The organism is Nonomuraea sp. B1E8 (assembly GCF_039871515.1).
Lineage (GTDB): Bacteria > Actinomycetota > Actinomycetes > Streptosporangiales > Streptosporangiaceae > Nonomuraea.
This window is the reverse complement of sequence record NZ_JBDPLS010000002.1, coordinates 508,135-534,474: the sequence shown is the minus strand read 5'-3', so window position 1 is coordinate 534,474 and position 26,340 is coordinate 508,135. Positions and strand designations below refer to the sequence as shown.

The 26,340-nt window shown below is 71.9% G+C and carries 25 protein-coding genes; 10 read left to right on the top strand and 15 right to left on the bottom strand.

From position 1 onward, the window contains the following. Position 1: 1 nt before the first annotated feature. Positions 2-883 carry a cytochrome d ubiquinol oxidase subunit II gene (gene cydB / locus ABGA98_RS11475; protein WP_347618189.1) on the top strand — a complete coding sequence of 294 codons (882 nt, stop codon included), beginning with the start codon at positions 2-4 and terminating at the stop codon, positions 881-883. Here the strand turns inward: cydB and ABGA98_RS11470 are convergent. From ABGA98_RS11470 to ABGA98_RS11450, 5 genes are read right to left on the bottom strand one after another with little or no spacing between them, the layout of a single operon-like run. Beyond that, on the bottom strand, positions 852-1,631 hold the full coding sequence (locus ABGA98_RS11470; RefSeq protein WP_347618188.1) for an ABC transporter ATP-binding protein: 780 nt from the start codon (positions 1,629-1,631) through the stop codon (positions 852-854). The genes cydB and ABGA98_RS11470 overlap by 32 nt on opposite strands. Then, positions 1,624-2,355: an ABC transporter ATP-binding protein gene (locus ABGA98_RS11465; RefSeq protein ID WP_347618187.1), complete on the bottom strand. Its 732-nt coding sequence runs from the start codon at positions 2,353-2,355 to the stop codon at positions 1,624-1,626. The genes ABGA98_RS11470 and ABGA98_RS11465 overlap by 8 nt, the downstream gene beginning before the upstream one ends. After that, complete coding sequence (locus ABGA98_RS11460; RefSeq protein ID WP_347618186.1) at positions 2,352-3,341, bottom strand: branched-chain amino acid ABC transporter permease; 990 nt, start codon at positions 3,339-3,341, stop codon at positions 2,352-2,354. The genes ABGA98_RS11465 and ABGA98_RS11460 overlap by 4 nt, the downstream gene beginning before the upstream one ends. Further along, complete coding sequence (locus ABGA98_RS11455) at positions 3,325-4,206, bottom strand: branched-chain amino acid ABC transporter permease (protein WP_347618185.1); 882 nt, start codon at positions 4,204-4,206, stop codon at positions 3,325-3,327. The genes ABGA98_RS11460 and ABGA98_RS11455 overlap by 17 nt, the downstream gene beginning before the upstream one ends. Then, complete coding sequence (locus tag ABGA98_RS11450; RefSeq protein ID WP_347618184.1) at positions 4,200-5,429, bottom strand: amino acid ABC transporter substrate-binding protein; 1,230 nt, start codon at positions 5,427-5,429, stop codon at positions 4,200-4,202. The genes ABGA98_RS11455 and ABGA98_RS11450 overlap by 7 nt, the downstream gene beginning before the upstream one ends. A gap of 129 nt (positions 5,430-5,558) precedes the next feature. On the opposite strand from ABGA98_RS11450, the gene ABGA98_RS11445 reads away from it, so the two are divergent. Beyond that, on the top strand, positions 5,559-5,813 hold the full coding sequence (locus tag ABGA98_RS11445; RefSeq protein ID WP_347618183.1) for a helix-turn-helix domain-containing protein: 255 nt from the start codon (positions 5,559-5,561) through the stop codon (positions 5,811-5,813). 6 nt (positions 5,814-5,819) lie between these two features. On the opposite strand, the gene ABGA98_RS11440 is transcribed toward ABGA98_RS11445, so the two are convergent. From ABGA98_RS11440 to ABGA98_RS11395, 10 genes are all read right to left on the bottom strand, one after another. Next, positions 5,820-6,239 (bottom strand): hypothetical protein, encoded by a 420-nt coding sequence (locus ABGA98_RS11440; protein ID WP_347618182.1) that lies wholly within the window; start codon positions 6,237-6,239, stop codon positions 5,820-5,822. Between the two features lie 24 nt (positions 6,240-6,263). Continuing rightward, the gene (locus ABGA98_RS11435; RefSeq protein WP_347618181.1) at positions 6,264-6,668 is read right to left on the bottom strand and encodes a hypothetical protein; all 405 of its coding nucleotides are present in this window, start codon (positions 6,666-6,668) and stop codon (positions 6,264-6,266) included. A 50-nt stretch (positions 6,669-6,718) separates the two neighbouring features. Beyond that, the gene (locus tag ABGA98_RS11430) at positions 6,719-7,735 is read right to left on the bottom strand and encodes a leucine-rich repeat domain-containing protein (protein ID WP_347618180.1); all 1,017 of its coding nucleotides are present in this window, start codon (positions 7,733-7,735) and stop codon (positions 6,719-6,721) included. Between the two features lie 9 nt (positions 7,736-7,744). Next, positions 7,745-10,111 (bottom strand): aerobic carbon-monoxide dehydrogenase large subunit, encoded by a 2,367-nt coding sequence (cutA, locus tag ABGA98_RS11425; RefSeq protein ID WP_347618179.1) that lies wholly within the window; start codon positions 10,109-10,111, stop codon positions 7,745-7,747. Further along, positions 10,108-10,815, bottom strand: a complete 708-nt coding sequence (locus ABGA98_RS11420; RefSeq protein WP_347618178.1) for a (2Fe-2S)-binding protein — start codon at positions 10,813-10,815, stop codon at positions 10,108-10,110. The genes cutA and ABGA98_RS11420 overlap by 4 nt, the downstream gene beginning before the upstream one ends. Beyond that, on the bottom strand, positions 10,805-11,665 hold the full coding sequence (locus ABGA98_RS11415; RefSeq protein ID WP_347618177.1) for an FAD binding domain-containing protein: 861 nt from the start codon (positions 11,663-11,665) through the stop codon (positions 10,805-10,807). The genes ABGA98_RS11420 and ABGA98_RS11415 overlap by 11 nt, the downstream gene beginning before the upstream one ends. Next, positions 11,662-13,074, bottom strand: a complete 1,413-nt coding sequence (locus ABGA98_RS11410) for a solute carrier family 23 protein (RefSeq protein WP_347618176.1) — start codon at positions 13,072-13,074, stop codon at positions 11,662-11,664. Before ABGA98_RS11410 ends, ABGA98_RS11415 begins: the two co-directional genes overlap by 4 nt. A 160-nt stretch (positions 13,075-13,234) precedes the next feature. Beyond that, positions 13,235-13,846 (bottom strand): NYN domain-containing protein, encoded by a 612-nt coding sequence (locus ABGA98_RS11405; RefSeq protein WP_347618175.1) that lies wholly within the window; start codon positions 13,844-13,846, stop codon positions 13,235-13,237. Positions 13,847-14,026: 180 nt separating this feature from the next. Continuing rightward, positions 14,027-14,230, bottom strand: a complete 204-nt coding sequence (locus ABGA98_RS11400; protein ID WP_220446781.1) for an RNA-binding S4 domain-containing protein — start codon at positions 14,228-14,230, stop codon at positions 14,027-14,029. Between the two features lie 11 nt (positions 14,231-14,241). Next, positions 14,242-15,846, bottom strand: coding sequence for a PucR family transcriptional regulator ligand-binding domain-containing protein (locus ABGA98_RS11395; RefSeq protein WP_347618174.1), 1,605 nt, complete (start codon positions 15,844-15,846; stop codon positions 14,242-14,244). A 131-nt stretch (positions 15,847-15,977) separates the two neighbouring features. Between ABGA98_RS11395 and ABGA98_RS11390 the strand changes: the two genes are divergently transcribed. From ABGA98_RS11390 to ABGA98_RS11355, 8 genes are all read left to right on the top strand, one after another. Next, the gene (locus ABGA98_RS11390) at positions 15,978-16,841 is read left to right on the top strand and encodes a DUF2877 domain-containing protein (RefSeq protein WP_347618173.1); all 864 of its coding nucleotides are present in this window, start codon (positions 15,978-15,980) and stop codon (positions 16,839-16,841) included. A 143-nt stretch (positions 16,842-16,984) separates the two neighbouring features. Beyond that, positions 16,985-18,217, top strand: coding sequence for an FdrA family protein (locus ABGA98_RS11385; protein ID WP_347618172.1), 1,233 nt, complete (start codon positions 16,985-16,987; stop codon positions 18,215-18,217). A gap of 49 nt (positions 18,218-18,266) precedes the next feature. Beyond that, a complete protein-coding gene (locus ABGA98_RS11380; RefSeq protein ID WP_347618171.1) occupies positions 18,267-19,655 on the top strand; it encodes a DUF1116 domain-containing protein in 1,389 nt (462 codons plus the stop codon). 223 nt (positions 19,656-19,878) lie between these two features. Then, positions 19,879-22,218 (top strand): protein kinase, encoded by a 2,340-nt coding sequence (locus tag ABGA98_RS11375; RefSeq protein WP_347618170.1) that lies wholly within the window; start codon positions 19,879-19,881, stop codon positions 22,216-22,218. Positions 22,219-22,295: 77 nt separating this feature from the next. Then, complete coding sequence (locus tag ABGA98_RS11370) at positions 22,296-22,868, top strand: TetR/AcrR family transcriptional regulator (protein WP_347618169.1); 573 nt, start codon at positions 22,296-22,298, stop codon at positions 22,866-22,868. Positions 22,869-22,922: 54 nt separating this feature from the next. Continuing rightward, positions 22,923-24,119 carry a Cmx/CmrA family chloramphenicol efflux MFS transporter gene (locus ABGA98_RS11365; protein WP_347618168.1) on the top strand — a complete coding sequence of 399 codons (1,197 nt, stop codon included), beginning with the start codon at positions 22,923-22,925 and terminating at the stop codon, positions 24,117-24,119. Next, positions 24,116-24,955, top strand: a complete 840-nt coding sequence (locus ABGA98_RS11360; protein WP_347618167.1) for an MOSC N-terminal beta barrel domain-containing protein — start codon at positions 24,116-24,118, stop codon at positions 24,953-24,955. The genes ABGA98_RS11365 and ABGA98_RS11360 overlap by 4 nt, the downstream gene beginning before the upstream one ends. Positions 24,956-25,022: 67 nt before the next feature. Next, the gene (locus tag ABGA98_RS11355; protein ID WP_347618166.1) at positions 25,023-26,312 is read left to right on the top strand and encodes an MFS transporter; all 1,290 of its coding nucleotides are present in this window, start codon (positions 25,023-25,025) and stop codon (positions 26,310-26,312) included. The last annotated feature ends 28 nt before the right edge of the window (positions 26,313-26,340 follow it).

The following is a 26,340-nucleotide window of genomic DNA, read 5'->3' as shown; positions in this document are numbered from 1 at the left end:
AGTGATCGATCTGTGGTTCGTCATCATCGCCTTCCTGTGGACCGGCTACTTCGTGCTGGAGGGCTTCGACTTCGGCGTCGGGATGCTGGCGCCGCTCGTGAGCGGGAACGCCGAGGAGCGGCGCCAGAGCCTGCAGACCATCGGCCCGGTGTGGGACGGCAACGAGGTGTGGCTGATCACCGCGGTCGGCGCCATGTTCGCCGCGTTCCCCGCCTGGTACGCGGGCGTGTTCAGCTCCTTCTACCTGCCGGTCGTGCTCGTCCTGGTCGGGCTGATCGTGCGCGGGGTCGGCCTGGAGTGGCGCGGCAAGGTCGTCTCCCCGCGCTGGTGCGACCTGGGCGTCGTGGCGGGCAGCGCGCTCCCGGCGTTCCTCTGGGGCGCGATCTTCGCCGGCCTGCTGTTCGACCGCCCGCTCGCCGCCCTGCTCGGAGGCGCGTTCACGCTGGCGGTGTGCGTCCTGCACGGCGCCGTCTTCCTGGCGCTGAAGACCACCGGACCGGTACGCCGCCGCGCCCGCGTCGCGGCGATGGCCGCCAGCGCCGTGGCCGTCCCCGTGGCCGTGTTCGCCCTGTCGGGCCTGGGCACGCCGCCCGCGCTGGCCGCCATGGCGGCGCTGGCCGCGGCCACGGCGCTGATCTGGCGCCGCAGGGAGGGCTGGGCGTTCGCGGCCACGGCGGGCGCCATCGTGCTGACCACGCTGGCCGTCTTCGTGGAGCTGCACGCGCGGCCGCTGCCCGGGCTGACGCTGGCCGAGGCCGCCTCCGGCCCCTACACGCTGACGATGTTGAGCTGGATCGGGCTCATCGCGCTGCCGTTCGTGCTGGTCTACCAGGGGTGGACGTACTGGGTGTTCAGGAGGCGGGTCCGGGTGGGCGTGGCGTAGCCGCACCCCCGGCCGTGTGGTCAGACGGCGCTCCGCCGAGGTAGAGGCGGCCGAGCCGCGGGTCGGCCGCCAGCTCGCGCGCGGGGCCGGAGATGTGCACCTGGCCGAGGTCGAGCACGCAGCCGACGTCGGCCATCTCCAGCGCCCTGCGCGCGTTCTGCTCCACCAGCAGCACCGCCACCCCGGCCCCGCGCATGAGGTCGATCTGGTCGAACACGACCTGCGTGTTGCGCGGGTCGAGCCCCATCGACGGCTCGTCGAGCAGCACCACGGCCGGCTCCAGCATGAGGGCTCGGGCGAACTCGACCTGTTTCTGCTGGCCGCCCGACAGCAGACCGGCCACGCTCCCCCACCGCTCGGCCACGACGGGGAACAACTCCTTGACCGCCTCGATCCTGGCGTTCAGCACGGCCTGGTCGCGGACGGTGTAGCCGCCGAGCCGCACGTTCTCCGCCACCGTCATCTCCCGGAACACGCTGTGCCCCTGCAGCACGTGGGCCAGCCCGCGGCCGAGCAGCCGCTGCGGCGACAGGCCCGCCACGTCCTCCCCCGCCAGCAGCACCCGGCCCGACCTGGGCGCGAGCAGGCCGCTGGCGACCTTGAGCACGGTGGACTTGCCCGCGCCGTTGGGGCCGACGAGACAGACGACCTCGCCGGCGCGCACGGTGACGGACAGGCCGCGCAGCACCGGCGCCGCCCTGCCGTACCCGGCCACGACGTTCTCCAGGGCGAGCAGCACCTCAGACACCGAGATACGCCTCCAGCACGCGGGGGTCGTCCCTGATCTCCGGGGGCGGGCCCGCGGCGATCGGCGCGCCGCGGTCGAAGACGATCACGTGGTCGCACATGCCCATCACCATGTCCATGTTGTGCTCGACGACGAGGAAGGTGCGTCCCTCGGCGTTCAGCTCGCGTACGAGGGTGACGATGCGGTCGATCAGCGCCGGGTTGACGCCGCCGGCGGGCTCGTCGAGCAGCACCAGGTCCGGCTCGGCCATGAGCACGGCGGCCAGTTCGAGCAGCTTCTGCTGGCCGTAGGACAGGTCGCGGGCCTCGGCGTGCTCCAGGTGCTCGATGCCCATGCGGTGCAGCCAGCGGCGGGCGCGCTCGGCCTCGTCCCTGTCGTGCAGCCCGGCCAGCAGCTCCCGCAGGCGGGTACGGCGGACCGCGACCAGCATGTTCTCCAGCACGGTCAGGCGCGGGAAGACCCGGCAGAGCTGGAAGGTGCGGCCGATGCCCGCGTGCGCGATCCGGTGCGGCGCGTGGCGGGTGATGTCGCGCTCGCGATAGAGCACCCGCCCCGAGTCGGGCCTGATCATGCCGGTGATCAGGTTGAAGAACGTGGTCTTGCCCGAGCCGTTGGGTCCGATGAGTCCGTTGACCTGACCCTCCAGCAGCTCTACGGTGGCGCCGTGCACCGCGGGCACGCCGCCGAACGACTTCGTGAGGCCCTCCGTGCGCAGCGAGGTCATCGGGCCGCCCCTTCCAGCCGCTGCCCGGCGCTCTCCTCCGGGATGGACGGCCCCGGGCCCGTCCTGGTGAGCCTGGACAGGATGCCCTCCGGCATGAACAGCACAACCAGGATGAGCAGCACGCCCGTCGCGGCCAGGTGGACCTGCGTCTCGCCGAGCGCGATCAGGAAATACTCGCCGGCGGGCGCCACGATGAGCGCGCCGAGCAGCGGGCCGTACACGTGCCGGACCCCGCCGAGCAGGCTCATCAGCACCATGTACGAGCCGATCAGGATGGAGAACATGAAGATCGGATCGAGGCTGCCGAACCACAGCGCGTACAGGCCGCCCGCCAGCGCCACGAACAGGGCCGACAGGGCGAAGGCGGCCACCTTGTACGCCGCCGTCGGCACGCCGAGCGACTCGGCCTTGTCCTCGTCCTCCCTGATCGCCCGCAGGCCCGCGCCGAAGCGGGAGCGGGAGACGTACCACCAGGACAGCAGCGCGAGCCCGAGCAGCACGAGGAACAGGTAGAAGAAGACCAGGTGCGTCTGCCCCCGGTGCAGGCCGGGGAACGGCGAGGGCACCTGCAGGCCGGTGGAGCCGCCGGTCAGCGAGCGCCAGCCCTGCACGACGAGGTTCATCATCGACACGAGCGCGATCGACACGATCACGAACGACGCGCCCCGCACCCGTACGGCCGCGACGCCGACGCCCACGGCGAACACGGTGACCAGCAGCGCCGAGACCGGCAGGGCCACCGCCCACGGCACGTCCAGCCGGGTCACGAGCAGCCCGGTGCCGTACGCGCCGAGCCCGAAGAAGGCCGAGTGGCCGAGCGAGACGTAGCCGGTGAAACCGCCCAGGAGGTTCCAGGAGGTGGCCATGGCGGCGTACATGACGGTCAGCGCGCCCGCGTACACGAGGTAGTAGTTGGGCACCAGCCAGGGATAGGCGATCGCCAGGGCGGCGACCAGCAGCGGGAGCCCTCTAGAAGCGGTGCGCAAGGCGGCCTCCGAAGAACCCCTGCGGGCGGGCGAGCAGGGTCAGGAAGAGGAAGACGTAGAACATCATCGTCGCCCAGGTGGCGTCCACGGTGACGAGCACGATGCCCTCGACGACGCCGAGCAGGACGGCCGCCAGCGCCGCGCCGGCCACGCTGCCGAGCCCGCCGACCACGATGATCGCCATCAGCTTGCCGATCCACACCCAGTGGGAGGCGGGGAAGAACGGCGTGATCAGAGCCAGTACGGTCCCGCCGACGGCCGCCGTGGCCAGGCCGACGCCGAAGCCGTAGCCGGCGACCCGCTCGGTCGGGACGCCGACCAGCCTGGCCGCCTCGCGGTGCTGGATGGTGGCCCGCAGCGCCTGCCCGAACCTGCTCCTGACCAGCACGGCGAAGAGCACGCCGAGGGTGAGCGCGGCGACCCCGAAGGCGATGATCTTGTCGTACGGGAGGTGCACGCCGGCGACGGTCAATGACCTGGTCGCGTACTCCATGCTGACCGACTTGTAGGAGCCCGTGTAGAACGTCCCGAGCAGCCCCTCGATCGTCAGCGCGAGCCCGAACGTCAGCAGCACCGACATCATCGCCACGTTCTCCGGCGCCAGCCGGGCGACGAGCAGCCGCTGCACCGCCACGCCCAGCAGGAAGAAGACCGGCACGGTCACCGGCAGGGCCAGGAACGGGTCCACGCCGAGCGCCGTGTGCACCGTGTACGTCAGGTAGGCGGCCAGGAAGAGGAACGCCGGGTGGGCCACCATGACGACCCGCATCACGCCGAAGTACAGCGACAGGCCCGAGGCGAGCAGCGCGTAGAGCCCGCCCGTCAGCACGCCCAGGGCCAGCCCCTGCAGGAGCAGGCTCACCATGCCTGCTTCGGGTAGACGAGGTCGGCGGTCTTCGCCTGCTCGGGCAGCACGATCTCGATCTTGCCGTCCACGTACTGCTGGATCATGTGCGCCTGCTCGGGCCGGCCCTTGTCGTCGAAGGACAGCGGGCCCACGACGGTCTCGAACGTGCCCTGCCTGATGTGCTCGGTCAGCTTGTCCTGGCACTCCTTGCCCGGGTCGGCGCACTTGGCCGCGGTCACGGCGGCCTCGATGATCTGGCCGACCGTGTAGCCGTTGGCCGCGTCCTCGTTGGCCGCGCCGCCGAACATCTCCTTGTACCGCCTGACCATCTCCTCGTTGCCGGTGAACGTCGAGGCGGCCGACCACCCGACGGGCGAGACGATGTGCTCGGCCGCCCCCTTCACCGCGGCGGGGAACTCGGCCAGCGTCGGCCCCGTCGAGAACGCCGCCAGCTTGGGCTGCACCTTCAGCTCCTGCAGCGCGCGCACCAGGCCCACGGAGTCCTCGAACTGCGTGCCCCCGACGACGAGGTCCGGCTTCGCCGCGGCGATCTTGGCGGCGATGGGCGAGAAGTCGGTGGTCTCCGGCGGGTAGATCTCGTCCACGACCGTCCTGATCCCCGCCTCGGCCAGCCTGTCGCGCAGCCCGTACGCGGTGCCCTGCGCGAACGGGTCGTCCAGGCTCGCGTACGCCGCCGTCTTGGGCCGCTGGTCGGCCGGCAGCTTGATGAGATAGTCGGCCAGGTAGTCGTAGTGGTCGTCGGCGATCGCGGGGGCCGCGTAGAAGAGCCGTTTGAAGCCCTGCTCGAAGACCTCCTTCGCGGCCCCGGCCGGCTCCACGAACACCATGCCGTACGACTCGGCGACCTTCGCCGCGGGAATCACCAGCCGCGAGGAGAACGGCCCGAACACCAGGTCGACCTTGTCCTGCGTGATGAGGGACTCGTAGTCGGAGCTGACCCGGTTGGGGTCGGAGGCGTCGTCACGGAAGATCAGCTCGACCTTCCTGCCCAGCAGGCCACCCTTGGCGTTCACCCGGTCCGCCCAGACCTGGTAGCCCTCCTGGATGCCCTTGCCCGGCTCGGAGAAGTCGCCGGTGAGCGGGAGCGAGATGCCGATCTTGACCGGCCCCTGCCGCTGACCGGGTGACGGGGCGGCGCCGGGTTCATCGGTCTTCGCACAGGCGGTCAGCGCCAGACCGCACATCGAGATGATCACTAGGCCGCTGGAAAGTCGTGCCATCGAGGAGACTCCCGTCAGGAGAGGCGCCGCGAAAGCGCTTTCGTAAGCGCTTTCGGTCACGATCACACGGGATCCGGCCCCAGACAAGGGGGACCGTCCGCATGGCAGAGCGACCTTACGCGCGTCGACGTGGCCAGGGCCGCGGGGGTGTCGCCGGCGACGGCCTCCCGCGCCACGACGGGCGGCTCTGGGGTGAGCGCCGAGCCCGCCGCCCACGTCCGGGCGGTCGCCTCGCGGATCGGCTACCAGAAGCGTCGGCAGTGCTCCGGCTTTCAGACCGGAGGTGAAGCCGGGCGGGCCGAGCCGGCCAGGATCCGCGCGTTGCGCGCACACCGCGTGACCCTGCTCGTCCTGGCCGGCCCCGGGGTACGGAGCTGCCTGTGAGCGGGACTATTCGACGACCCGCATCTCACCGCTCCCCGGATCCGTCATGTGCAGCTCGCCGCCGAGCCGCTCGCCCAGCAGGTCGAGCACCTTGCGGCTGGACGTGACGGTCCACAGGTCGCCCGCGAGGTGCGGGGCGCCCGCGGGGGCGGCGCCCATCCAGGCGTCCCTGCCCGCCCGCGTGGCGAACGTCGTCACGACGAACTCGCCGTCAGGGGTCGTGCAGTGTCCTGAGCGGACACCGGCACCGCCGGCCCGCAGGCGCGGCTCGCACCCGACCCTGGCGGACAGCTGCTCGACGGTGAGGGGGGCGGCCCCGGCCCGCCCGCCGGCCGCGAGGTAGCCGCCGCTCCCATCGCCCACGGAGCAGGCCGCGGCCAGCCCTGCCAGCAGCGCGAGCGCGGCGAGGCGCCGCGGTGCCGTCATGTGCGGAGGTACGCGTTCCACGGGTCAGGTGGCCGGCGTGGGCGTCTGCGAGACGCGGTGGTCGGTCAGGTGCAGGTCTCCGTCGAGCCGCTCCTGGATCGACTCCAGCACCTCGAGCGGGCCCAGGACGGTCCAGCGGGGGCCGACGAGGTGGGGGTTGTACTCGGGCGCCTGATCCATCCACGCGTCCTTGAGCGCCTCGGTCCTGAACGTGTTGACGAAGAACCTGCCGTCGGAGGTCTTGCAGAACCCGGTGCGCAGGTCGTCTCCTTCGACCTGCATCTTCGGCGTGCAGCCGACCTTCGCGGAGAGCTGCTCGACGGTCAGCGGGGCCGCGGGCTGCCCGCTCGCGCCTGCCGCGACGTAGTCGCTCCAGCCCCCTGAGGAGCATCCGGCGACCAGCCCGGCCAGCAGCGCGAAAGCGGCCAAGCGTGGAAAAGTCGTCATGTGCGGAGGTACGCACGACCCGGCACCTCGGTTCAGCGCAGAACGACGCACCCACGCGCGGCGAGCCGGCGCAGCACCTCCGGCTCGCCGTCGAGCTTGTTCCACCGCAGGTCGAGCTTGTCCAGCGGGGGCAGCCGGTCCGGCAGCTCGCGCAGCCGGTTGTTGCGCAGGTCGAGCTGCCTGAGCCCGGACGGCAACGTGTCCGGCAGCTCGCCGAGCAGGTTGTCGCGCAGGTCGAGCACCCGCAGCTCCTCCAGTTCGGCGATGGCCGCGGGCAACCGGGTCAGCCGGTTGCCCTGGAGGTGCAGCTCACGCAGCCGGGTCAGCCCGCCGACCGTCTCGGGCAGCGACTCCAGGCGGTTGTCGTAGAGCCGCAGCTCCACCAGCGCGGCCATCCGTCCCAGCGCCTCCGGCAGGCGGGTGAGCCGGTTGGCGGTCAGGTTGAGGTAGGCGAGACGGTCGAGCCGCCCGATCGCCGCGGGCACCTCGGTGAACAGGTTGTCGCTCAGGTAGAGGTAGTCGGTGAGCGCCAGGTCGCCGAGCTCGGGCGGGATGGAGGTGAGCCGGTTGTGCCCGAGGTCGAGCATGCGCAGCCGGGCCAGCCCGCCGACGGCCGCCGGCACCTCGGTCAACGCGTTCTCGGCCAGGTTGAGCGACTCCAGCCGGGTCAGCTCCCACAACGAGCCCGGCACCTCGGTCAACGCGTTCCGGCCCGCCGCCAGGTGCCGCAGCCGCCTGCCGAGCCGCTCGGGCAGCGTGCGGACGCGGTTGCCGTACAGCGAGAGCGTCTCCAGGCCCGGCGGGCAGGCCGGGACGGCCGTCAGCGCGTTGCCGTCCAGGTGCAGCGCGCGCAGCGCGGCCAGCCCCGACAGGTCGGGCACGGCGCGCAGGCGGTTGCCGTCGAGCCTGAGCTCCTCCAGCGAGCCGAGCCCGGCCACCCACCCGGGCACCTCGGTGATCGCGTTCCAGGCCAGGTCGATCAGGCGGACGCCGTCGGGAACGCCGGGGAAGGAGGTCAGGCCCGCTCCGGGGGCACGCAGATCCGGCACGAGACCGGATCATCCCATGCCGGAGCGGAGCTCGCGGAGCGCGAAGAGCTCGGACGGGGAGATGGGCATACGGTCCACGTCGATGCCCTCGGCGTCCTCCACGGCCGAGGCGATGACCGCGGAGACGGGGATCACGCCGGCCTCGCCCGCGCCCTTGATGCCGAGGGGGTTCAGCGGCGAGGGCGTCTCCAGGTGGGCCGTCTCGACGTGCGGGATCTCGGTGGCGTACGGCATGAGGAAGTCCATGAAGGAGGCGTTCACCAGCTGGCCGTGCGGGTCGTACACCATGCGCTCGTAGAGCGCCCCGCCGATGCCCTGCGCCACCCCGCCGTGGATCTGCCCTTCGACGATCATGGGGTTGATCAGCCGCCCGCAGTCGTGCACGACGGCGTAGCGCACCACCTTGATCTCGGCGGTGTCGGGGTCGGTCTCGACGATGGCGGCGTGCATGCCCGACGCGAACGTGGATCTGATCGGCGAGTAGTAGTCGCGCCCCTCCAGGCCGGGCTCCTCCCCCTCGGCGACCGGCGGCCGGTCAGGGGAGGCCGCACCGGAGAACTGGGTCGCCTTGGCCGCCTCGTCGTCGAAGGCGTACCTCAGCGGGTTGGCCAGCACGGCCACCGTGGACAGCGGGATCGACGCCGACGGTGATCCCGCCACGTGCACCATCCCGTCGTCGATCGCCAGGTCCGCCGGGTCGGCCTCCAGCGCGTCGGCCGCGATGCGCAGTGCCTTCTCGCGTACTTTCCTGCAGGCCAGCGCGATGGCGTTGCCGCTCATGACGGCCGCGCGCGAGGCGAACGTGCCGACCGCGTAGCCGAACCTCCTGGTGTCGCCGGTGACCACGCTGACCCGCTCGATCGGCACGCCCAGCTCGGTGGCGGCGATCTGGGCGAACACCGTCTCGTGCCCCTGGCCCTGCGAGGTGAGCCCGGTGGAGACGTGCACCCGGCCGTCGGAGGTGACCTGCACGTGCCCGCCCTCGTAAGGGCCGACGCCGGTGCCCTCGACGTAGCAGCCGATGCCGATGCCGCGCCCGGGACGCCTCTCGTGCTCGTCCCAGCCGATCAGCTCCTTGATCATGCGGAGCATCTCCGGGTAGTTCCCGCTGTCGTAGATCAGCGGGCGCCCGTCCTGGAAGGTCATGCCCTGGTCGTACGGGAACTCCTCCGGCTGGATGAAGTTGACCGCCCGCACCTTCGTGCGGTCCTTGCCCAGATGGCGGGCGATCTTGTCCATGGTCCGCTCCATGCAGAACACGGCCTGCGGCCTGCCCGCCCCACGGTAGGGGGTGACCTGCACGGTGTTGGTGTAGACGGAGGCGAACTCGACGCGATAGGCCCCGATCCTGTACGGCCCCAGCAGCTGGGTGGACGTCACGATCGGCACGATGATCCCGTAGGGCGTGTAGGCGCCGTGGTCGTGCCGGATCGTCACGTCCAGCCCCAGGACGCGTCCGTCGCCGTCGAAGCCGACCCGCACGTGCTGGATCTGCGCGCGCTCGTGGGCGGAGGAGATGAAGTGCTCCCTGCGGTCCTCGGCCCACTTGACCTCGCGCCCGAGCGTCATGGCGGCCCACGGCACGAGGATCTCCTCGGGCCACGGGTGCACGATCTTCACGCCGAAGCCGCCGCCGACGTCGGGCGCGATCACCTCGACGTGCGGCAGCGGCAGGCCGAGCGTGGCGGCGACGGCCATGCGGACGCTCGTGGAGGTCTGGGTGCTGGAGTAGACGCGCAGGTCTCTGCCGTCCCATCGGGCGTACACCCCGCGCCCTTCCAGGGGCATGCTGGCGCTGCGCTCGATGTCGAGCCGGAAGGAGAGCGTGTGCGGCGCGGCCTCGATCACCTCGCCGGCGCCGCGGCCGTCGGCCGCCGCGACCTCCTGCACGAGATGGGCGCCGACGTTGCCGGGCACGTCCTCGTGTACGAGCGCGGCCCCCTGCACGGCCTCTTCCAGGCCGACGACCGGCTTGAGCGGCTCGTAGTCCACCTCGATGAGCGCGCAGGCGTCCTCGGCGGCATATCTGTCGCTCGCCACGACCATGGCGACCGGCTCGCCGACGTGCCTGACCACGTCGCGGGCCAGCGGGTAGGCGGTGCGGCCGTGGGTGAGGGCAGGATGCGGGATCAGCAGCGGGAGCGCCCTGCCCACCCGCTCGGGCAGGTCCTCCCAGGTGTAGATCGCGACGAGCCCCGGCACGTCGAGTGCGGCCGCCACGTCGATGTCGCGGATGCGGGCGTGGGCGTGCGGCGAGCGCACGAAGGCTGCGGCGAGCGCGTCGCGGCCGAGGTCGTCGAGATAGCGCCCCTGCCCGGTGAGCAGCCTCGGGTCCTCGCGCCGCTGCACGGGCTCCCCGAACAACCTCGTCGTCATGTCTCCTCCGCCAGCAGCTCGGCGGCCCGGTGCACGGCCTTGACGATGTTCTGGTAGCCGGTGCACCGGCACAGGTTGCCCGAGATGCCCTCGACGATCTCGTCGTCCGACGGCGCCGGATTGTCCCTGAGGAACGCGGTGACCGTACACAGGAACCCCGGCGTGCAGAACCCGCACTGCAGCCCGTGACACTCCGCGAACGCCCGCTGCACCGGCGACAGCTCTGTGTTCACGGCCTCCACTCCGTGGGGGCGGCTCGGTCGCTCGGATCCGCCGCCTTCCCTCGTGTTCACGGCCTCCACTTCGTGGGGGCGGCTCGGTCGCTCGGATCCGCCGCCTTCCCTCGTGTTCACGGCCTCCACTTCGTGGAGGCGGCTCGGTCGCTCAAATCCGCCGCCTTCCCTCGTCGCTCCGGTCGCTGCGCTCCTTGCGCTCCTCAGTCCAGGCGACGGCGCTCCCTCGCGGGCCAGGCCCTCGACGGTGGTGATCTCCTGCCCGTCGACGGTGACCGCGAACGTCAGGCACGAGCGTATCGGCCGGCCGTCGAGCAGCACCGTGCAGCAGCCGCAGACGCCGTGCTCGCAGCCCACGTGGGTGCCGGTCAGCCCGAGGTCGTGGCGCAGGCAGTCGGACAGCAGCCGGCGGGCGGGCACCCTCACCCGCCTGGTCGCGCCGTTCACGACGAGCGTGATCTCATGCTCCACGGGCTGCCGCCCCTTCCCTGGCCGCGTTCCGCAGCGCCCGCTCGGCGAGCACGCCCACCAGGTGCCGCCGGTAGGCGGCCGAGGCGTGCACGTCGCTCTCCGGCTCGGTCTCCTCCTGTACGGTCCGCGCCGCCTCCGACCAGCCGCCGGCCCCTCCCCCGCACGCCCCGGTCACGTCCACGACGACGGGCGCGGGTCCTACGCCGACGCAGGCGACCCTGGCGGCGGTGACGCGCGCGTCGCCGTCCACCGTGACCACGGCGCAGACCCCGGCCAGCGCGTAGTCGCCGTGCCTGCGGGCCACCTCCTCGAAGGCGGTGCCGGTGCCCGGGCCCAGCGCGGGGAAGTACGCCGACACGGCCAGCTCGCCCGGCTGGACCGCCGACTCCAGAGGCCCGACGAAGAACTCCCGCGCCGGCACCTCCCGCTCCACGGCCCCGCCGTCCCAGCGGGCCAGCCGGACCGTACCGTCCAGCACCGCCAGCACGGCCGGCAGCTCGGCGGCCGGGTCGGCGTGCACGAGGCTGCCCACCACCGTGCCCCGGTTGCGGATCGCCGGGTGGGCGACCAGCTTCAGCGCCCGCGTGAGCAGCGGGTGCGCGCCCGCGTGCTCGGCATCGGAGTGCCTGACCAGCGCGCCCACCCTGACGCCCGCCGGGGTCGCGTCGATCGCGGACAGGGAGCCGATCCGGTTGATGTCGACGAGGTGCTCGGGCGCGGCCAGCCGCATGTTCATCAGCGGGATCAGGCTCTGCCCGCCGGCCAGCACCTTGCCGCGCACCTGCGCGAGCGTGCGCAGCGCCGCGCCGACGTCACGGGGAGCGTGGTACGCGAACGGCGGCGGCTTCACGCGGGCTCGCTCCCGGCCGGCCCGGGGGCGCGCCCGGCGATGGCTCTGAGCAAGTGGTAGCCGCCCAGAACCACGATGGTGCCGAGCGCGATGCCTTCCAAGGTGAAGTCGCCCCCGATGAAGTGCTGCACAGGTCCGATGGCCAGGATGATGCCCGCCCCGGTCGGAACCATGTTCACGGGATCGGCGAAATCCACCCGGTTCTCGATCCAGATCTTCGCGCCGAGCAGCCCGATCATGCCGTAGAGGATCACGGTGACGCCGCCGAGCACGCCTCCGGGGGTGGCCGCGACCAGCGCGCCGAACTTGGGGCACAGGCCGAACAGGATCGCGATGACCCCGGCGATGTAGTAGGCGGCCGTGGAGTAGACCTTGGTGGCCGCCATGACGCCGATGTTCTCGGCGTACGTCGTGGTGGGCGAGCCGCCGACCGAGCTGGCGAGCGCGGTGGTGAGGCCGTCGGCCGCCACGGCGCGGCCCACGTACGGGTCGACGTCGGTGCCCGTCATCTCGCCGACCGCCTTGACGTGGCCGATGTTCTCGGCGATGAGCGCGATGATCGCGGGCAGCACGAGCAGCACGGCGGAGGTCTTGAAGTCGGGCCCGTGGAACTCCGGCAACCCGATCCATTCCGCCTGCGCCACCGACTCGAAGTTCACCCGGTCGTGCGGGAACGCCGTCGCCACGCAGTACGTGCCCTCGGGCTGGCAGGCGGCCCCGGAGGCGTCCCGCAGGTTCGCGCCGGGCAGCACCGACGTGATCGGCCCGGCCACCCCGTCCAGCACCCAGGACAGCACGAACCCGGCGACGAGCCCGACCAGCACGCCGATCCGCCCGATGAACCCCTTGAACAGCACGATCACCACGAACGTGATCAGCATCGTGACGAGGGCGACCCAGTGGTCCTGCGGCCAGTACGTGTCCGCCACCACGAACGCCAGCCCGAACCCGATCAGCATCACCACCGCGCCCGTGACCACGGGAGGGAAGACCCGGTGGATGATCTGCACGCCGAGGAAGTGGATGGCCAGCCCGGCCAGCGCCAGCACGAGCCCGGCGACCAGGATGGCGCCGGTCACGATCGCGTCCGCTCCCGCTGTGTCGCCCCCCGCCGCCGCTCTGATGGCGAACACCCCGCCGACGAAGGACGCGCTGGTGCCGAGATAGCTCGGCACCTTGCCCTTCACGATCAGCAGGAACAGGATCGTCGAGACCCCTGACATCATCACGGCGATGTTCGGATCCAGCCCCATCACCAGGGGGAACACGAACGTCGCACCGAACATCGCGATCACGTGCTGCGCCCCGAACCCCACCATCCGGGGCCAGCTCAGCCGCTCGTCGGGCCTGACCACCTCTCCCGGGGCCAGATGCTTGCCGTCACCGTGCTTGGTCCATCCCAAAACCATGAGAGCCCCTCTTGTACCGGGCGTTGCGCTGGGCCGGCGACACGCTTTTCCGTTGCGGGCACATTAGGCCCGCAGGATCACTCCTACACGGGCATGATCTGCCAAATCTACGCCGGGAACCAGAGAAAAGCTCTCGCTCTCCGCAGTTGGGCGCCTTCCGTCAGTTCCAGTACGGCGGACGGTGGTAGACGGCTCCGTCAGGTGTGCGCACGGTGTCCGGCAACTGGGACTGGCGGAGGATGGCGTCGCCCAGCGGGAACCAGGCGTCGCTGACCTGTCGCAGGCTCTCCGAGCGCCTCCGGGGTGGGAAGAGTGTGACAATCCTGGTCTTCGTGGCGCGCTCGTCATCCAGCCGCCTGATGGCATGGACCGCCGCGCACAGGTCGGATTCGGCCGACACGAACATGACCACATCGACCTTTCCGGTCGCCACATCCGCGACCATGGCCGCGCCGAGCGCCACGTCAGATTGTTTCTCCGCGTAGGTGCGTCGAGTGTCGCCACACGCACGACAGCGCATCAGTTGTTCCTGGTACCGGCCCATAACCACCTGGATGCCCATGCTCTCCATCGCGGCGAGGTACACCTCCTGTCGCGCGATGGCAGCCGGGTCGTTGCGAATCGTCGCGGTGAAGTATCGAAGAGCCACGAGGCGCTGGTGCGCCCGCAGGATGCGCATGATCATGGACCGGAGGTCGAGCCACAGGAGGCGCCGCCTGCCGAGCTCTCGCAGACCGTAGTACAGGTTGAAGCCGTCGACGTAGACGCCCACGCGCTCGATTCCTGGATTCGGCTGTCGCACACCGCCATCACGCCCTAACATGGAGTCACCCGCCCGGGGCTACGCTCCCGGGTGCTACGGCCCCCGTCAGGGGGCCGTTTCTTTTCATCGGCGCGCCCGATGTTAGTCAACATTGCGTAATATCGCGGTGACTTCACGTGAACCCCCGGGCTATTCGACCCGGATCGAGAACCCCTCGCCGCTGACCACCTGGCCTGACCGGATCTTGGCCCGCTTCCGCAGCTCGACCTCGCCGTCCACGAGCACCATGCCCTCGGCGACGAGTTGTTTGGCCATGCCGCCCGTCTCCGTGATGCCGCAGTATTTCAGCAGGTCGCACAGCGGGATGAAGTCGGAGCGCAGTTCGAAGTCCACAGACCCCAAGCCTAGATGCCGCGCATGCGCAGCACGTGCAGGGCGAGGGTCAGGTTGAGCCGCAGGTGCGGGTCGTCGGTGAAGCCGCCGAGCAGCCGCTCCAGCTTCCCGATCCGGTAGCGCAGCGTGTTGTAGTGGAAGTGCAGCCGCCTGGCCGTCTCCGCCACGTTCAGGTTTGTTTCCAGAAGGGCCTGGAGGGTTCGCCGCAGGTCGGCGTTCTCGGCGTCGTCGTCGGTGGCCAGCGGCCCGAGCGTCTCGCGGACGAACGCGTGCAGCTCGTCGGTGTCGTTCACCAGCGACAGCAGCCGGTAGACGCCGAGCTGGTCGAAGTGGGCCACCGCGCCGGGCCCGTGCAACTGCCGCCCGACCCTGGCGGCCTTCAGCGCCTGCGCATACGCCTCGGGCAGCGTCTCCGCGCCCGGGCTCGGCCGGGACGTGCCGGTCGAGAACGTCGCGGGCGGCGCGTCGGGGAAGGCGCAGGCGGCGTCCTTGGCCATCCTGGCGACGTCGGCGGAGGCGTCGACCACGGCCACCACCTCGTGCGAGAACCCCGCCACCGCCCCCTGGGGGTCGTGACGCCTGATCGCGGCCGTCCAGCAGGCCACCAGCCGGTCCTGGGCGCTGCGCTCGTCGCCGTCGGGGTCGAGCTCGGCCACCAGCACGGTCACGGGCCGCGACAGGTCCCATCCGAACGCCCTGGCCCTGGCCGTGACCCGCTCGACCGTGCCGGCCCGTCCGGTGAGCACGTCGCGCAGGAAGTCGGCCCGGTATTTGCTCTCGACGGCGTTGACCGCCTCCTGGCGGGTGACGACCAGCGCGGCGACGGTGGCGGCGCGTTCCAGGATGCCGATGTCGCCGTCCCTGATGGCCGCGGACGGGCTGTAGGCGACGATCCTGCCGTGGTGGTGCCCTCCTGCCAGCACCGGCACCGAGGCGAACGACCGCTTGCGCGCCCCGTCGGCCTCGGCCGCCGGGGGTCCCTCGTGGGTGATCGACTCGCACAGGACGGTCACGTGTCCCGCGGGCCCCGCGGCGGCCAGCACGCGGCCCGAACCGTCGACCGCGGCCACCGACACGTCGAGCAGGTGCGCCACCTCGGCGGTGACCTCGTTGAGCCCGCCTCCGGCCAGCACCACCTGCACCAGCGCCCGGTGCGCCTCCTCGGCGCGGGCGAGCACGGCGGCCTGGCGGTTGAGGATGTCGGTGAGCACCTGGTTGAGGATGTCGTCGAAGCCGACATCGTCCGGCAGCTGGATGAGCGGGAAGCCGAGCCGGTCGGCCTGCTCGGCCATCTCGGCGGGCAGCTCGTCGACGTAGCGGCCCAGCTTGATCGCCAGGGCGGACAGCCCGCGCTCGTCCAGGTCGGCCACCAGCCTGCCGAGCGACTGCGGCGTGTTGCGCAGCGGGTAGCCGGTGGTGAGCAGCAGCTCGTGCGGCTTGACCCAGGCCAGGATGTCGGGCACCTCCATGACGTTGAGCCGCTGCACGATGCGGCCCAGCCCGCTCTCCCCCGCGATCAGTCTGGCGTCGGCGAGGGTGGACACGCCGAGCACCTCGCCGACGGACACGCCATGGATGATCGTTCCGGTGCTCGCCAGACGCACGGGGGGCTCCATGGATGTGATTGTGACCCCGGAGACCGTCTGTCAGGAAGAGCCAACCTTCCCGCTCACTGTTGGCAAATTTACCCGTACGGAGGGTTCCCGGCCCGTTCTACGGTCAGGACCAGGGTCGGTTGGGAGGTCTGGTGACGGTCAGTACTCACGCGAGACGTACCCGCGTCCACGTCACGGGAGCGGCCAGCACGGCGGTACGTCCCGTCCTGGAGTCGTCCCGCCGCCCGGCGCGCGTGCTCGCCGCGTTTCCCGGCGGGATCTACCTGGAGGTCAGGACCGATCTGGAGCCTTCGGTGATCGCGGTCATCACCGGCGAGGCGATCCGGTTGCCCAACTCCGTGTTGCTGTCCGGCCCGCTCCCGAAGGTCACGGTGGGTGACGACGCTTCGGTGGGCGACCGTTCGATCGAGCTGGGCCCGCTCAGCCTGACCGTCCGGCGCTGGTGGGATCCCTCGCCGCCGCTGGGCTCGGTCGACCGGGCGAGCCTCGCGCGCGCCGCCGCCCGCCTGACGGACCCGCCCGAGCCGGGCCTGGCCGGCAACGCCGCGGTCGACATGCTGGCGGGCGGGTGCGCCAAGGGCTGGCTGCTGGGGGCGGTGACGGCGGCCGAGCAGTTGGTGGGCCTGGGGCCTGGGCTCACGCCGAGCGGCGACGACGTTCTGGCCGGGCTGCTGGTGACGCTGCGGCACGTGGGCGCGGCGGCCGGCGTGGACCGGGCGGTCTGGCTGGCCGGCTGGCTCGGCGCGACGGTCACCTTCGACGCCCGTACGCGGACGACGCCCATCTCGGCCACGCTCCTGCACTGCGCGGCCAGAGGCGCGGCCAGCCCCGAGGTGATCGGGGTGCTGCGCGGCATCGCCGGCACGCAGGCGCTCGACCCGGCGCTGCGCCGGCTGCACCGGCTCGGCCACACCTCGGGGGCCGATCTGGCGCAGGGCATCGCCATCGGGGTGAACGCGGTCCTCGCCCTGGCCGACCAGGAACCGGACCAGTGAGTGAGCCCGTGAGTGAGCCCGTGGTTGACGCTGTGAGCGAGATGGTGCTGGTACGTCGGGGGACTTATCACGACTCGGTGACCCTCATGCGGGTCAGCCGGGCACTGTCCGACTTGCCGGGTGTAAGGGCTGCCATGGTCGCCATGGCCACCGATCTCAACGTCTCCATCCTGCGCGAGCTGGGGTTCACGATCCCGGAGACCGGCCCGGGCGACCTGCTGATCGCCGTACGCGCGAGCGACACCGAGGCCGCCGTCGAGGAGGCCGACCGGCAGCTGACCACCTACCAGCGGGCGGATCCGGCGCCGGAGCACCAACCGCCGCTGACCACCCGCTCGGCCGCGCGGACCCCGGCCGACCTGGTTCTCGTCTCCACGCCCGGGGAGCACGCCTTCGCCGAGGCGCTGGACGCCGTCGAGGCGGGCCTGCCCGTCATGATCTTCAGCGACGGGGTGCCCGTGTGGCAGGAACGCCTGCTGAAGGAGCGGGCGGAAACCAGGGACGTCCTCGTGATGGGCCCCGACTGCGGCACGGCGGTGATCGGCGGCGTCGGCCTGGGCTTCGCGAACGTCCTGCGCCCCGGCCCTGTGAGCGTGGTGGCGGCCTCGGGCACCGGCGCGCAGCAGGTGACGTCCCTGCTCGACTGGGCGGGCACGGGCGTCAGCCACGTGCTCGGCGTGGGCGGCAGGGACCTGTCGGCCGAGGTGGGCGGCCTGTCGGCGCTGCGGGCCCTGCGCATGCTGGACGACGACCCGGCCACCGAGCTGATCGTGCTCATCTCCAAGCCGCCGTCGCCGGAGGTGGCGCGGGCCGTGGAGGAGTCGGTGGGCCGGCTGCGCACGCCGGTCGTACGCGCGATGCTCCAGGAGGGCGCGCCCGACCTCACGGAGGCGACGGAGCAGGTGCTGCGCGCGCTCGGCAGGCCCGTACCCGAGTGGCCGTCCTGGCCGTCGTGGCCGGGCGGCCGCCCGCCCGTCAAGGCGATCAAGGGCGTCTACGCCGGCGGCACGCTCAGCGCGGAGGCCGCGATGGTCGCCGGCTCCGGCGACATCGTCGACTACGGCGACGACGCCTACACCAGGGGACGCGCCCACCCCATGATCGACCCGGCGCTCCGCGTCGAGGCGCTCGCCCGCACCGAGGACACCGACGTGGTGCTCATGGACGTCGTGCTCGGCCACGGCGCCGACCCCGACCCGGCCGCCTCGCTCGCGCACGCCGTCGCCCGCGCCCCGGCCACGGTCGTCATCGCCCTCGTCGGCACGGAGGGCGACCCCCAGGACCTGCACCGCCAGGCCACCGCCTTCCGCGAGGCGGGCGCGGCCGTGTTCACCTCCAACGCCCAGGCCGCCCGGCACGCCAGGAGCCTGCTGTGACCCGGTCCACCTCCAACGCCCAGGCCCCCCAGCACGCCAGGAGCCTGCTGTGACCCTGCTCTCCGCACCGCCCCGCGTCGTCACCGTCGGCGCCGGCCTGCTCGACGACGCGCTCAAGGCGCAGGCCGTGCCGACGGTCCCCGTGGCGTGGCGGCCGCCGCTGCCCGGCACGGCCGAGGCGCTGGCCAGGGTCCTCGCCGACCCGCGCAGGCAGGCCGCCAACGAGCTGGCCGTCAGCCGGCTGACCTCCGCCCGCCCGCACCTGATGGGCGTACGGCGCGCCTCAGAGGTGCTACCGGATGGGACGTTCCTGCACGCGGGCCCGCCCATCACGTGGGAGCGCGCGTCCGGCCCGATGCGCGGCGCCCTCATCGGCGCGATGTTGCTGGAGGGCCTGGCGGGCGACGAGCACGAGGCCGGGCGCACGCTCGCCGAGGGCGGCGTCACGCTGCGCCCGTGCCACGAGCACGCCGCCGTGGGCCCGATGGCGGGCGTGGTGAGCCCGTCCATGTGGGTGTTCGAGGTGCGCGACGAGGAGCACGGCGGCACCGCCTACTGCTCGCTCAACGAGGGCCTGGGTAAGGTGCTCCGCTACGGCGCGTACGGGCCGGAGGTGCTGGAGCGGCTGCGCTGGATGGACCAGGTGCTCGGCCCTGCCCTGGCCGCGGCGCTGGAGCGCACCGGGCCGATCGACCTGCGCTCGCTGATCGCTCAGGCGCTGCAGATGGGCGACGAGCTGCACAACCGCAACCGCGCCGCCACCTCGCTGCTGCTGCGCGAGCTGGCGCCCGCCGTGGTGGAGGCCGCTCCCGGCGCCGCCGCGCGGGTGCTGCGCTTCATCAACGGCAACGACCACTTCTTCCTCAACGCCGGCATGGCCGCGGCCAAGGTCAGCACCGACGCCGCCCGCGACGTGCCCGGTTCGTCGCTGGTGGTCGCGATGGCACGCAACGGCACCGACTTCGGCGTGCAGGTCTCGGGGCTGGGCGGACGCTGGTTCACCGGCCCGGCAGGCGTGCCCGACGGGCTCTATCTCGGCGCGTACGGCCCCGGCGACGCCAACCCCGACATCGGCGACTCCACCATCACCGAGACCTCCGGCCTGGGCGGCTTCGCGATGGCGGCCTCCCCTGCCATCGTGCGTTTCGTCGGCGGCGAGGTCTCCGACGCCGTCAGGGCCACCCGTTCGATGTACGAGATCACGCTGGCCGAGCATCCCGCCTACCAGATCCCGGGCCTCGGTTTCCGCGGCACGCCCACCGGCATCGACCTCGCCCTGGTGGCCAGGACGGGTGTGCTGCCCGTCGTCAACACCGGCATCGCGGGGCGCGTGGCCGGCACGGGCCAGGTCGGCGCGGGCCTGGTCAAGCCGCCCGCCGAGGCGTTCACCGGCGCGTTGCTGGCATTGGCACGCTCAGTAAGCGACCCAATTGAATAGTGAAATAGCCGCACGTCAGCACTATTGTCAAGCAATGTCAGCTTCCCTTGCGGTTATAGCGCCGATATCGTAACGAACCTCAGGCCAGCAAGAAACCCGCCGCGGCCCTGTCGCCGCGCCTGGTCAAAGCCCTTCGCGGCAGCCGTCCGGCGGATTTCTCAGTGGCAATCTGCAAGTAGCGTGAGAACGCACGTGACGGATGAGGCGAGATGGGGGCGGGAACATGGCAGCCGACCGCTTGCTCAGCGGCCCCGGCGCGGAGGGAGGCCCCCCGAGCGGCACTCCGCAGAGCCAGGGCCGCCTGATCGGCCGGCGTTACCGGTTGATGTCGCCGGTCGGCAGGGGCGGCATGGGCATGGTGTGGCAGGCCCACGACGTCCTGCTCGACCGGGACGTCGCGGTCAAGGAGCTGATCCTGCCGTACGGCCTCGACCACGCGGGCAGGCAGGTGGCGCACCGGCGCATGCTGCGCGAGGCCAGGTCGGCCGCGCGGCTGACGCACCCCGGCATCGTGACCGTGCACGACGTCGTCGAGGAGGACGGCCGCCCCTGGATCGTGATGGAGCTGGTCCGCGCGTGGTCCCTGGAGCAGGCCGTACGCCAGAGCGGGCCGCTGCCGGTGATCCAGGCGGCCGAGATCGGCATCAGGGTGCTCGACGCGATCCGGCACGCCCACGCCGCCGGCATCATGCACCGCGACATCAAGCCCGGCAACGTGCTGCTGACCTCTGACCGGGTGGTGCTGACCGACTTCGGCATCGCGGCCATCGAGGGCGACGTGACGATCACGCAGACCGGGCTGCTCATGGGGTCGCCCGCGTACATCCCGCCCGAGCGCCTGTCCGGCCAGCCGATCACGCAGGCGGCCGACCTGTGGTCGTTCGGGGCCACGCTGTACGCCGCCGTCGAGGGGCGGCCGCCGTACGAAGGGCCCGACGCGATCGCGGTGCTCGGCGCGGTCCTCACCCAGGACCCGATCAGGCCGCAGCGGGCCGGGGCGCTGATGCCGGTGATCGAGGGCCTGCTGCGCAAGAACCCGGCGGAGCGGCTGACCTCGGCCCAGGTCATCGAGATGCTGGAGACGGTGCTGGGCGCGCACGGCTCCGCCAGGCCGCGCCCGCCGGAGACGCTGCCCAGCCAGGCCGACCCGACCCCGGCCGGGCTGCTGCCGCCGCTGGAACACCCCTCGGGGCCGATGCCGTCGCGGATCGTGGAGACGCCCTCGGGGCCGGTGCGCGTGCCGTACGACCCGATGAACAGCCCCTCGGGCGGCTACTCGATGCCCTATGACGGGATGACGAGCCCGTCGGGCAGCCACAACACCGACCAGTTACCCCCGGCGCAGGGGTTCGAGGCGTTCGGCAGCCCGTCGGGGCCGCAGCGGCCGGACAACGGCCCGCCCTCGCTCGGCGGCCCGCTCTCGCCTGACGGCGCCCCTTCCCTGGGCAACCCCTCGTCCTCGGGCGGCTTCCCCGTGGCCGGCGGCCCGCCCTCGCCCGACCGTTCTCCCGCAGTGGCCGGTCCCTCGTCCTCGGGCGGCTTCCCCGTGATCGGCGCCCCGCCCTCGCTCGACGGCTCGCCCCCGCCCGGTGGCCCGCCTCCACACGGTGGCCCTTCCTCGCACGGTGGCCCGCCTTCGTATGGTGGCCCGTCCCCGTCAGGCGGACCGGACCCCTTCGGGTCGTACCCGTCCCTGGACGACTCCGCCGACGGCCTGGACGCGCCGTCAGGACCGCGGCCCCGGCCGATCCTGCCGCTGACGTCCGACAGCCGTACGTCCGGCGCCACCCCGTGGCCGCTGGCCTCCCCCGCCGACCTGCGCGAGCAGTCACGCGGCCTGTCGCACGACATCGGCCGCAGCCGCCTGGCCACGCTGCCCGGCGCCTCCCCGCGCACGGGCACGAGCAGGCGCAGGAGCGAGGACGACGACGGCGGCGCGTGGATGCGCGACGGCCGGCCGACGCCGCTCACGTTCATCAGCGCGATCGTGGCGGTGGCCGTCGTCGCGGGCGCCGTGATGATCGTCCTGTCCGGCGGATCACCGCAGGAGCCCGCCGCGGTCACCGCCGCGACCGCGACCCCCACCGCCACGACGAGCGCCGCGACCGCGGGCGGCGAGCCGTCCCCCGTGCCCGAGGGCTACGAGGAGCACACCGCCGCCGGGTTCGCGGCCGGTGTGCCGGAGGACTGGACGCCGGCGAAGGCCGACGGCAAGACCACGTTCAACGGGCCGGAGGACTCCGGCATGCGGATCGTGGTGGAGCGGGTGACGCCGCAGGCCGACGGCGGATTGTCCCGGCTGAGCAGGGAGGAGTCCGAGGGCGGCCGGGAGAGCTACATCCAGGTGCAGTTGCGGGCCGTGTCCTACCGGGGTTGGAAGGCCGCCGACTGGGAGTACACCTACACCACCGCCAACGGCGTGCCCATGCACGCGCTGACCCGATACGTCACGATCGACGACACGACCGGGTTCACGATCACGTTCGACCTGCCCGAGCTGAAGTGGGACGACCAGGCCGGCACGCGCAAGGTGTTCCTCGACACGTTCCGGCGAAGCACCTGACATCGGCGCGACGGTGAGATGCCTCGCGAACCCTCGGATATTGCACTGGCCGTTCCAAAACTGGTAGCGTGCCGGGCATGGCGCGACCGAGGACGTTCGAGGAGGACCGTGCGGTCGAGGCGGCCATGCACGCGTTCTGGGGCGCGGGCTACGAGAACACCTCGACGCAGGCCCTGTGCGCGGCCACCGGCCTCGGGCGCAGCAGCATCTACAACACCTTCGCGAGCAAGCACGACCTGTTCCAGAAGGCGCTGCGCCATTACATGGACGGGCGCAACGCCAGGCTCGCCGAGCTGATGGACTCCGATCTGCCCGTCAGGGAGAAGGTCGGCACCGTGCTGGGGTGGGCGGTCGAGCCCGATCCCGAGGAGCCGGCCGGCTGCCTGGTGGTCAACTCGCAGGTCGAGATGGCCCGGCACGACCCGGCCGTCGCCGAGTTGCTGCGGCTCGACACCGACAGGCGGGTGCGGATGATCCGCTCGGCGATCGAGGTCGGCATCTCCCAGGGTGAGATCGACGCGGGCAAGGACGCGCTCGCCCTGGCGCACTTCGTCGTCGCCACGGTCAGCGGCATGCGCGTGGCCGCCTGCGGCGGCGCCGGCCGCGAGACCCTCGCGTCCGTCGCGCGAACCGCGCTGGACGCGTTCTGAGTTTTTTGTTCCCTAATTTTGTACTGATCAATCTAAAATTGTGGAGGAATCGCCATGCCCCTGGCGGTCTACATACTGGGCCTGTCGATATTCGCGCAGGGCACGTCGGAGCTCATGCTGGCCGGGCTGCTCCCGGAGATGGCCCGCGACCTGCACGTGTCCGTCCCCGAGGCAGGGCTGCTGATCTCGGCGTTCGCCATCGGGATGCTGGTCGGCGCTCCCGTGCTGGCCGTCGCCACGCTGCGCTGGCCACCCCGTACGGCACTGCTGACGTTCATGCTGGTCTTCGCCCTCACACACGTCGCGGGCGCGCTGACGTCCGACTACGCCGTCGTGTTCGCCACCCGCGTGGCCGGCGCCTTCGTGTACGCCGGTTTCTGGGCCGTGGCGGCGAGCACCGCGATCGGCCTCGTGCCCGCGAACTCCCGTGGCAAGGCGATGAGCATCCTGGTGGGCGGGCTGACGGTCGCCACCATCATCGGCTTGTCCTCGGGCACCGTCATCGGCCAGCACCTCGGCTGGCGGGCCGCGTTCTGGGCGGTGGCAGGGCTGTCCGTGCTCGCCGCGGTGGGCGTGTTCGCCACCATCCCCGGCGGCCGGTCCGAGGCCGGGGAGCGGCCCCGCGTACGGGCCGAGCTGCGGGCGATGCTGAACCCGCAACTCTGGATCGCCTACGGCACGATCATGCTGACCACGGCGGCCCTGCTGTCCTCCTTCAGCTACCTCAGCGTCCTGCTGACGGGCACCACGGGCCTGGCGCCCGCCTGGGTTCCCGCCGTCCTGGCCCTGTACGGGGTCGGCGCTCTGATCGGCATCACGATCGGCGGCAGGACCGCCGACGCGCGGCCGTTCCTCGTCCTGTTCACCGGGGTCACCGGCCTCATCGCGACCTCCGCCGCCCTGGCCGCGTCCGCGGCCGTGCCCGTCCTCACCATCGTGCTGGTCTTCCTGCTCGGCGCGTTCGGATTCGGCACCAACCCGGCGCTGAACGCCCGCCCCTTCGCCCTCGCCAAGGCCGCCCCCACGCTGACCGCCGCGATGAACGTCTCCTCCTTCAACGTCGGCATCACCGTGGGCCCCTGGCTGGGCGGGCTGTCCATCGGCGCGGGATTCGGCTACCCGTCCGTCGCCTGGATCGGCGCCGCCATCGGGATTGCCGCGCTCGGCGCGGTCGCGCTGGCCGCGTCCCGGCACCGCAGGAGCGCGTCCCCGCGGACCGCGCCGATCAGTGAGATACGGTCTGCCGTATGAAGCTGGGGAGTATTCGCTTTTATCCCATCAAGTCGACCGCGGGTCATGACGTCGATGAGGCCGAGGTGCAGCCGTGGGGCCTGGCAGGCGACCGGCGCTACCTCATCACCGACACGAACGGCGACATCCTCACCGCGCGCGAGGAACCGGCGCTGCTGGCCTGCCTGGCCGAGCTCGACGGCGACGCTCTCACGCTGACCGGCCCGCACGCCGCCCCGCTGCAGGTCACCCCGGCCACCAGGGCGTCCACCGCGGCTCCTGCCGCGATGTCCACGGTCGACGTGTGGGGCACCCCGGTGGAGCTCACCGACTGCGGCGACGACGCGGCCCGGTGGTTGTCGGAGCTCGCCGGGCAGCCCGTCCGGCTCAAGTGGCTCGACGACCCGACCCGACGCCCGGTCAATCCGGCGTACGGACGGCCGGAGGACCGCGTGAGCCTGGCGGACGCCTTTCCCCTGCTGCTCACCACCAGCGCCTCGCTCGCCCAGCTCAACGACTGGATCGCGGAGACGGCGCTCGAACACGGCGACGAGCCGCCCGCCCCGCTGCCCATGCACAGGTTCCGGCCGAACGTGGTGATCGACGGGGCCGGCAGGCCCTTCGCCGAGGACGAGTGGAAGCGGTTGCGCATCGGGGACGTCGGCTTCCGGGTCACCAAGGGCTGCGACCGCTGCGTGCTGACCACGGTCGACACCGCCACGTACACCAAGGGCAAGGAGCCCCTCAGGACGCTGGCCAGGCATCGCAAGTGGGACGGCAAGGTCTGGTTCGGGATCAATCTGATCCCCGACGGGCCTGGGCGCATCGTTGTGGGCGACGCCGTCACGATCCTCTGATTGATCGCGGAAATAGGGATGTTGTCGTCTTTGTGGCGGTGTTGGGGGGTTATGTCAAACTTCACTGGTGACCAGTGCCCCCATCCAGCCCGCGACGCTGCCCTCTGACCGGATCCCGAGCATTCAGCGTCGCACCCTGGCGGTTCTCTCCGCGACGCAGATCGTGGGCGGCGTGGGCGTGGCGGTCGGGCTGGCGCTCAGCTCGGTGGTCGTGGACGAACTGTCGGGATCCACGGTGATCAGCGGCTTCGCCGGCACGGCCACCGTGGCCGGTGCGGCACTGCTGGCCCTGCCGACGGCGAGGGCATCGGGCAGCGGCGGGCGTCGTGCCGGCCTGTCGCTCGCCTATCTGGCGGCGCTGGCCGGCTGCGCGATCTCCGTGGCCGCCATCAGCCTGGGCTCGTGGCCGCTGCTGCTGGCGGGGCTGGTGCTGGTGGGCGGCGGCAGCGCGGGCAGCCTGGCGGCGCGCTACTCCGCCACCGACCTTTCTCCGAAGGGCCGCTCCGCCCGGCACCTGTCGCTGGTCGTCTGGGCCTCCACCATCGGCTCCGTGGCCGGTCCGAACCTGGCCGAGCCTGCCGACGAGATCGGCATGCGGCTGGGGATGGCGGAGAAGGCGGGGCCGTTCGCGTTCGCCGCGCTGGCGTTCGCCCTGGCCCTGGTCATCATCCTCGTGCTGCTCCGGCCCGACCCGCTCAAGCTGGCGCGCGGCCTGCTGGACGGCACGCAGGACAAGCCCGCACCCGGCCGCAACCGGACCATCAGGACGGCCTGGGAGACGCTGCGTACGACCCCGATGGCCCGCACGGCGCTGATCATGATCGCGATCAGCCACACCGCGATGGTGTCGGTCATGTCGATGACCCCGGTCAAGCTCCACCACGACGGCTCCAACCTGGACGTCATCGGCGTCGTGATCAGCCTGCACATCGCCGGCATGTACGTGTTGTCACCGGTCGTCGGCTGGCTGGCCGACAGGGCGGGCAAGCTGCCGGTGCTGGTGCTCGGCATGGCCCTGCTGCTGGGCGCGGCCACGCTGGCGGGCACGGCAGGGCACCGGGTGTGGCAGGTGACGGCGGCGCTGGTGCTGCTCGGGCTGGGCTGGTCGTGCGGCCTGGTGTCGGGCTCCGCCCTGGTCACGGAGTCCGTCCCGCTATCCCGCCGCCCGGCCGTTCAGGGCCTGTCGGACCTGCTGATGAACGTCTGCGGCGCCACGGGCACGATCGTCGCCGGGGCGATCGTGGGGTTGCTCGGGTACGGCATGCTCGGCCTGGTCGTCGGCGTCATGGTCGCCCTGGCCGGCTTGTGGCTCGTCACCATCTGGCGCCGCACCCCCGCCGTCTCCTCTGCCGGATAGTCCGCCGAGCCCGGTGATCGCGGGCGCT

Bases quoted from the DNA above. Each gene is read 5' to 3' on its own strand.
- ABGA98_RS11465 (WP_347618187.1), bottom strand. From the start codon at position 2,355: ATGACCTCGCTGCGCACGGAGGGCCTCACGAAGTCGTTCGGCGGCGTG.
- ABGA98_RS11455 (WP_347618185.1), bottom strand. From the start codon at position 4,206: ATGGTGAGCCTGCTCCTGCAGGGGCTGGCCCTGGGCGTGCTGACGGGC.
- ABGA98_RS11450 (WP_347618184.1), bottom strand. From the start codon at position 5,429: ATGGCACGACTTTCCAGCGGCCTAGTGATCATCTCGATGTGCGGTCTG.
- ABGA98_RS11440 (WP_347618182.1), bottom strand. From the start codon at position 6,239: ATGACGGCACCGCGGCGCCTCGCCGCGCTCGCGCTGCTGGCAGGGCTG.
- cutA (WP_347618179.1), bottom strand. From the start codon at position 10,111: ATGACGACGAGGTTGTTCGGGGAGCCCGTGCAGCGGCGCGAGGACCCG.
- ABGA98_RS11410 (WP_347618176.1), bottom strand. From the start codon at position 13,074: ATGGTTTTGGGATGGACCAAGCACGGTGACGGCAAGCATCTGGCCCCG.
- ABGA98_RS11395 (WP_347618174.1), bottom strand. From the start codon at position 15,846: ATGGAGCCCCCCGTGCGTCTGGCGAGCACCGGAACGATCATCCATGGC.
- ABGA98_RS11385 (WP_347618172.1), top strand. From the start codon at position 16,985: ATGGCCACCGATCTCAACGTCTCCATCCTGCGCGAGCTGGGGTTCACG.
- ABGA98_RS11375 (WP_347618170.1), top strand. From the start codon at position 19,879: ATGGCAGCCGACCGCTTGCTCAGCGGCCCCGGCGCGGAGGGAGGCCCC.
- ABGA98_RS11370 (WP_347618169.1), top strand. From the start codon at position 22,296: ATGGCGCGACCGAGGACGTTCGAGGAGGACCGTGCGGTCGAGGCGGCC.
- ABGA98_RS11365 (WP_347618168.1), top strand. From the start codon at position 22,923: ATGCCCCTGGCGGTCTACATACTGGGCCTGTCGATATTCGCGCAGGGC.
- ABGA98_RS11360 (WP_347618167.1), top strand. From the start codon at position 24,116: ATGAAGCTGGGGAGTATTCGCTTTTATCCCATCAAGTCGACCGCGGGT.